Source organism: Hoeflea sp., assembly GCF_039975035.1.
Taxonomy (GTDB): Bacteria; Pseudomonadota; Alphaproteobacteria; order Rhizobiales; family Rhizobiaceae; genus Hoeflea.
Genome location: NZ_JBDWHW010000216.1, coordinates 1 through 6,422, shown reverse-complemented (window position 1 = coordinate 6,422; position 6,422 = coordinate 1). Strand labels below are relative to the sequence as shown.

Annotated in this window: 5 protein-coding genes; all 5 read left to right on the top strand. The window is 59.7% G+C overall.

Translation table 11 applies throughout. The features are described 5' to 3' along the window. The first annotated feature begins 215 nt into the window (after nt 1–215). On the top strand, nt 216–1,193 hold the full coding sequence (locus ABJN75_RS19075) for a flagellin (RefSeq protein WP_348441180.1): 978 nt from the start codon (nt 216–218) through the stop codon (nt 1,191–1,193). Between the two features lie 307 nt (nt 1,194–1,500). Continuing rightward, the gene (locus ABJN75_RS19070; RefSeq protein WP_348441179.1) at nt 1,501–2,121 is read left to right on the top strand and encodes a hypothetical protein; all 621 of its coding nucleotides are present in this window, start codon (nt 1,501–1,503) and stop codon (nt 2,119–2,121) included. After that, entirely contained in the window at nt 2,118–3,368 is a 1,251-nt protein-coding gene (locus ABJN75_RS19065) for a MotB family protein (RefSeq protein ID WP_348441178.1), read from the top strand. Before ABJN75_RS19070 ends, ABJN75_RS19065 begins: the two co-directional genes overlap by 4 nt. Nucleotides 3,369–3,370: 2 nt before the next feature. After that, nucleotides 3,371–4,816, top strand: coding sequence for a chemotaxis protein (locus ABJN75_RS19060; RefSeq protein ID WP_348441177.1), 1,446 nt, complete (start codon nt 3,371–3,373; stop codon nt 4,814–4,816). Beyond that, a complete protein-coding gene (locus ABJN75_RS19055; protein WP_348441176.1) occupies nt 4,813–6,348 on the top strand; it encodes a flagellar hook-length control protein FliK in 1,536 nt (511 codons plus the stop codon). Before ABJN75_RS19060 ends, ABJN75_RS19055 begins: the two co-directional genes overlap by 4 nt. The last annotated feature ends 74 nt before the right edge of the window (nt 6,349–6,422 follow it).

Below are 6,422 nucleotides of genomic sequence, written 5' to 3'. Positions count from 1 at the left end.
CCCTTTTCGCGTTCGGATTTTTTTGGTCCCGCAACGCACTTGCCGGTTAACAAGGGGTTGAGTTAACTGTTGATTAACTATAAACGTTTACTCCTTAGTTACCAACGGTGAACCGGATCGCATGGGCAATGAAATGCTCCGGGCTGCATGATGCAAATTCACCGTAACCGGAAAAGCGGCCGGTATGTCCCTGGGCAATTTTTGGGGCATTTTTTATGACCAGCATTATGACAAATACAGCCGCGATGGCTGCTCTTCAGACGCTTCGGACGATCAATTCCGATTTGGAAACGACACAGGCACGGGTTTCTTCGGGCTTCCGTGTTGAAAACGCAGGCGACAACGCGGCCTACTGGTCGATCGCCACGACAATGCGATCCGACAACAAGGCGCTTTCCACCGTGAAGGACGCTCTCGGTCTCGGAGCGGCAAAGGTTGATATCGCCTACACCGCGATGGACAGCTCGATCGAGGTGATTTCGGAAATCAAGGCCAAGCTGGTCGCGGCGCGCGAACCCGGTGTCGACAAGACCAAGATCGACAAGGAACTCACCGAGCTCAAGAACCAGCTGCAGTCGATCTCCGAATCAGCATCGTTCTCCGGTGAGAACTGGCTCAACAATACCTCCACCGCGGTAGCCGGCACCAAATCAGTCGTCGGCGGCTTCAATCGCGACGTAAATGGTCTGGTGACGGTCACGACGCTGGATGTCAACGTGACCAGCCTGACGTTGATCGGGGCTAACAATGAAAGCCTCGGCATCCTGACCAAGGATATCGACGCTAACGCGCTCGATCCGGATGCGGCCACAACGACGGCACGCAATTATTACCTGATCGACACCGGTTCAGTCTCAGGAACCGTCGCAGCCGGCGCGGCGATCGCCTTGACATCCACAACATCGGATGCCGAAGTTGATGACATGATCCGGGTGGTGGATTCAATGCTCAACCAGATGACCGATGCGGCATCAAATCTGGGTGCGATCAACAAGCGCGTCTCGATGCAGGAAGACTTCGTCGCCAATCTCATGGATTCGATCGACAAGGGCGTTGGCCGACTTGTTGACGCGGACATGAACGAGGAATCGACCAGACTGAAGGCGCTGCAGACTCAGCAGCAACTGGGTATCCAGTCGCTCTCCATCGCCAATTCCAACTCGCAAAACATCCTGTCACTCTTCCAGCAGTAAGCTGGAACCCTACCTATGGCGGATGGGTCGAGTGATCATATTCTGCCGTGCCGCCGGTCATCGGACATGGTGGATCAGTTGGATCGCACCAAAATTGCCCTTGGTGCGGTCCAGCGGCTGTTTTGGAACTTTTCACGTCTTGTGACCTGGCCGGTCAGGCGTGCGGTCATGCCCACGCAAGTTTTGCTCTCTAGGTTTTCCGGACCGATGACCGGGTGTTCGCATCTTGCCCCCGGCGTGGTCGCCAAACGAAGGGAAAGACGTTGAACCGGCTATTGCCAGCTATCGCCACCAACCGGAGACGACCATGACGGCCAGTCTTGCACGGTTTCTGCCGGACTTCGAATTGTCCCACATCAACGCCTTTCAGGTTTCAGGGCGTGAGGATGACTCCCCCAGGCGGGCAACCGACCCCGAATTTGATATTGAAGCGATTCGCGCCGAAGCCCGGGCCGAGGGTGAGGCAAGGGTGCGCGCCGAACTCACGCAGCGTCATCAAAGCGAACTCCAGTCTGAAGCGAGCCGCCATGCCGCAGAGCTTGAGGCGTTGCGTGCGGAGCTGGAAGTCAACGCCGCTCAATCCATTCCCAAGGCAATTGCTGCCAGAAATGACGAGATCGCCGGGTTGATTGCCGGCGATGTCGAGGCTGTGCTGGTGCCGTTGATCGACGAAGCGGTCCGTGCCCGTATCATAACCGGACTTGCCGATGAAATTCGCGCCATTCTGGAGCTGGAGAATGCCGGCCGGATCTGCGTGTCAGGACCGGAAGGGCTTGTATCGGCATTGCGCGAAGCACTTGGTTCCGCCGCTGACAAGCTCGTTGTTCAGGAAACCGGCGAGTTCGACATTGAAGTGGAGATTGACCGGACCCGGTTCGCCACACGGCTTTCAGCCTGGGCGAAGGCTCTTGCGGAGAGCCGGACATGAGCGACGCTTCCACCACCCACCAGGGTAAAAACGAAATCATCATCGTCAAGCGTCGCCGCGGCGGCGAGGAGGGGCATCACGGCGGAGTCTGGAAAATCGCTTATGCCGACTTCATGACGGCAATGATGGCTTTCTTTCTGGTGATGTGGCTGGTCAACGCCGCCAACGAGGAAACCAAGGCATCGGTTGCGAGCTATTTCAACCCGATCAAGCTGATGGACGACAAGCCGACCGATCGTGGCATCAAGCAGGTCGGAAACACCGCCGATGGCGAAGCCACGGCCCCCAAGTCGAAATCCGAGGGTGAGGAAACCACCAACGGGCAGGCCGGGGAAGCCGGAACGCAGGAAAACACCACGATCGGCGAAAAGCAGGACTATTCGGAAGCCGACTATTTCGAAAATCCCTATTCGGTGCTGGCCGAAATCGCTCAGGAAACCGGGTCCCAAAGCAATATTTCTGCAAAGGGTGATGGTGGCGCGGCACAATCAGGTCCTGCCACCGGTGCGTCGGGCGGCGAGGCCTACCGCGACCCCTTCGATCCGGATTTTTGGTCCAAGCAGATTGAGCAGGAACGCAAATCGCTGGAAGAAAGCCAGTCGATGGTCGAGGCTGAGGGCTTTCCTGAAAAGCTGGCGTCAGCCGGCGATGCCGGTGCGCAAGATGCTGGCGCCAATGCCGCGCAAGCCGGGATGAATAGCAACAGTTCTATGGCCGCACCCGATACAGGGGAGATGGCTGAGATGACCCGGCAACAAGCTGCGGAAAAGCTTGTTCAGGCCGAAGCAGAGGCCGAAGTGCTCAAGGACGAGATTGGCAAGGCGCTGGGCGGCGCGGTCGGCAAGCTGGCCGAGGGCATCACCGTAACCCCGACGGAAGGCGGCTTGCTGGTGTCGATCACCGATCAGCTCGATTTCGGCATGTTCCAGGTGGGATCGGCTGTGCCCGGACGCGATCTGGTGGTAGCCATGGAGAAAATCGGTCGGATACTTTCCGAGCGGCAGGGAAAGATCGCCATCCGGGGCCACACCGATGCACGTCCGTTTGCCTCTGGCAATGATGACAACTGGCGGCTGTCCATGGCGCGAGCTCATTCGGCGCTATTCATGCTGGTGCGCGGCGGTATTCCGGAGGAACGGATTGTCCAGGTTTCAGGCTTCGCCGACCGGCGTCTGAAGGATACCAATAATCCGTTGTCCGAGGTCAATCGCCGCATTGAAATCCTGGTCGAGGCCGAAGGGAGCTGATCGTGCCGCGCATGCTTCGCCCGGGTCTTGTCTGCTTCGCCGCTTTCGCGGCGACTTTCGCGTTCGGGGCATCTGCTCAGGAGCAGCCCGCAGCGCATCCAGCCGCCGAGGTCCATGATTTGGGACTACAGGACCCGAACCTCCCGGACGGACCATCTCGCGCAGAAACCCCGGCCTCGTCACCCGGTGCCGGTGATAACCTGAACGATTTCGCCATGGCCGGTGATATCGAGGCGCTCGAGCCCTACAAGCTGGTACGCTCGCTTCAATTCGTGCAGGACGCCGTGGTCCGGGGCGATCACTCGGCCATGGAGATGCAACGCTTTCTGATCGGGGTGATCGAAAGCCGTTTGCGCAGCGCCGATCAGAAGGTTTTCGACGATCCCCGCAATGTCGATGCAGCGCTGATTTACGCCATGAGCGGCGGCAATCCCGAGACGCTCGATATTCTTGCCATCAAGGATAAGTTCGGAAACTTCGATAATGAAGTCGTCACCGTGCTCCGGGCTTATCTCAACGGCCGTGCCGCAAAAACAAAAACAACCCTTGCCGAGGTGGTCGAGACCTACAAGGACACTGAAATCGGTCCCTACATGACCCTGGTGGCGGCAAATGTCCTGGCGGCCACCAATGATCTCTCCGCGCTTGAATTGTTTGATTGGGCGCGGCTTACAGCGCCTGGAACGTTGATCGAGGAAGCCGCGTTGCGTCGATCGCTGTTTATCGCCGCCCGCAAGAACCTTGTCGATGAGGCCCTGAAATACGCACAGCTCTATGCCCGGCGTTTCATCAACTCACCCTATGCCGGCCAGTATGCTGATCTTCTCGTTGATCTGGTGGTACTCAACTACGGCAAGGTTGGCGACGAGCGGTTGAGCGAAATCCTGTCGTTCATGGATCGTCCGCGCAAACGTGAAGTCTATCTGCGCATCGCCCGAAAGGCGGCTATCTCGGGCCTGCGGGATCTGGCTGTTTTTGCCTCCGGCAAGGCGGAAGAGTTGCTTGGTCCCACCGACAGCGCGCCGCAAGCGCTTGCCGATCTCTATTCGGGCATGGCCCGAATTCCGACCGATGGCGTCGATGGTGTTCTGGCCCGGCTCAATGCGATGCCAGGGCGCCAACTGTCCGGGCGCGATCGGGCATTGCGGGAGGCAGCCCAGATCATTGCCGCAGAGGTGTTGCGAAAGCCCGACCCGAACAGCCTCACACAAGCATTCTCGCCCAATATGGACACATCGGGAGTTGGAAATGACACCGATAGCCGGCCGCTTGCCGCAGGCGAGAATGTCAGCGCGAATTCTTCGTACAACAGGGATGGCGAAGCCGAGATAGACGAGGAAACCGCTGCCGCGGACGAAGTCTTCCGGGGGTTTGTATCGGATCGCAAGCAAACACTTGAGCGCATAGACAAGCTGCTTGAGGGCGTAGAAGAGGATAAAGGGTCGTGAGTGCCTTGGATATAGTTTTGCAACGGCAAGTGCCGGTACGCTCGCCTGTCAGAACGGAAGCCGACGCCACCGGTGCCGACGCCGCGGATGATGCTTTTTCCTCGGTGCTCTCGGGCCAGAAGCGCAGCGTGCCCGCGAAAACCGATTCGTTGGAACACAAGGATGACCCCGATCGGTCACCCGATGTCGCAGCAGACGCCGAAGTGGATGGTCCGGACGCGGTGACACCCGCTCCCACCGCCCAATCCGATGAAATCCTCTCCTTGTTGGCCGGCCTGATGTCCAGCACGGCCGCCGCCGGGGAAGCCGAAACGGCTGCGGACGGTGAAGCCGAAACGGCTGCAGACGGCGAAGAGCCGGCACAATTGCAGACTTTGGTGAGTAACCAAGCGGTTGAGGCTGACGCGACCGCCGACAATGTCTTGTCCGTCGCACCCGGAGCCGTCCAGTTGCCGAAGCAAGCGCCTGCCACGGAACCCGCCGATGTGACGGAGACCGGGCAGCCGGAGGATGGTGTGGCCCAGGCTAAGCAGGAGCCGGTCAGGAATGACGAGCATCCGCGGCCCGAGGAACACAGCACGCAACCGGAGCCGGCCAAGACCGGCACCCGGGCTGACGCCACAGCGGCCTCGGCAGCTGTCACGCCAGTCGTAGCCAGTCAGGCGGCACAGACCTCAGGCCCGGTCGTGGCCGCACAGCTGGGCGGAAACGGCCGCATGGGACAGGGAGCGCAGGCGCCTGCCAAACCGCAGCCCGCCGCAACCGCTGCTAAGGGAGAGAAGGTTTCAAGTGAAGCCAGGGAGGCAATTCGGTCTCTGGGGATCGCGGACGAATCGTCTGCTGGATCCGGTTCGAAAAACCAGGGCGTTGATGACCGGCTTGCCGACGGCGCGCAGCGAAAAAGCGCCGGCGCGGTCCGGTCGGCTGAAGACTCCGTGAATCCGAAGATCGCCAATGTCGAGGTGAGTGAATCGCGCCGGTTCATGCCGTCACAGTCCTTGACCGGCAATGCCCAGATGCTGACCCGGTCACTGATCGAGGCAGGAGACGCCGCACTCGCCGCGCAGCGCACGGCGCCGGCTCAGGCTGCGGCGGCCGCCCAGCCGCAAACCGGCCAGATGCTGCATACGCTCAAGCTTCAACTCAATCCCCTGTCGCTCGGCAATGTGACCGCAGTCTTGAAACTTTCGGGAGAGGAGCTGTCGGTATCGATCAAGGTCGAGACAGCAGCGGCCTATCGCCAACTCAGCGATGACAATCAATCCATCCTGAAGGCCATGCGAGCCCAGGGCTTTGCCGTTGAACAGATCACGATCCAGCATGTGGCTTCAGCCGATCGCCCGGCGAACCAGGCGCAGCAACAAGGATTCCAGGGCAATTTCCAGGGGTCTAGTTCCGGAGACGCGCAATCTTCGGGCCGTGGAAACAATGGCGACGGTGCCGGTCGACAGGGATCAAATCAGCATGGGGGACAGGGCCGTGAACAAACTCCGTATTCTGGCTCTGGCCGTACTGACGGCGTTTATCTTTGAGGACACGGGATTGCGCCCCGCGCAAGCCGCGGCCGGTGTTTGCGAAGCGGAGATCCTGAACGCGGCGCGGGTCT

Bases quoted from the DNA above. Each gene is read 5' to 3' on its own strand.
- ABJN75_RS19065 (WP_348441178.1), top strand. From the start codon at position 2,118: ATGAGCGACGCTTCCACCACCCACCAGGGTAAAAACGAAATCATCATC.
- ABJN75_RS19075 (WP_348441180.1), top strand. From the start codon at position 216: ATGACCAGCATTATGACAAATACAGCCGCGATGGCTGCTCTTCAGACG.
- ABJN75_RS19070 (WP_348441179.1), top strand. From the start codon at position 1,501: ATGACGGCCAGTCTTGCACGGTTTCTGCCGGACTTCGAATTGTCCCAC.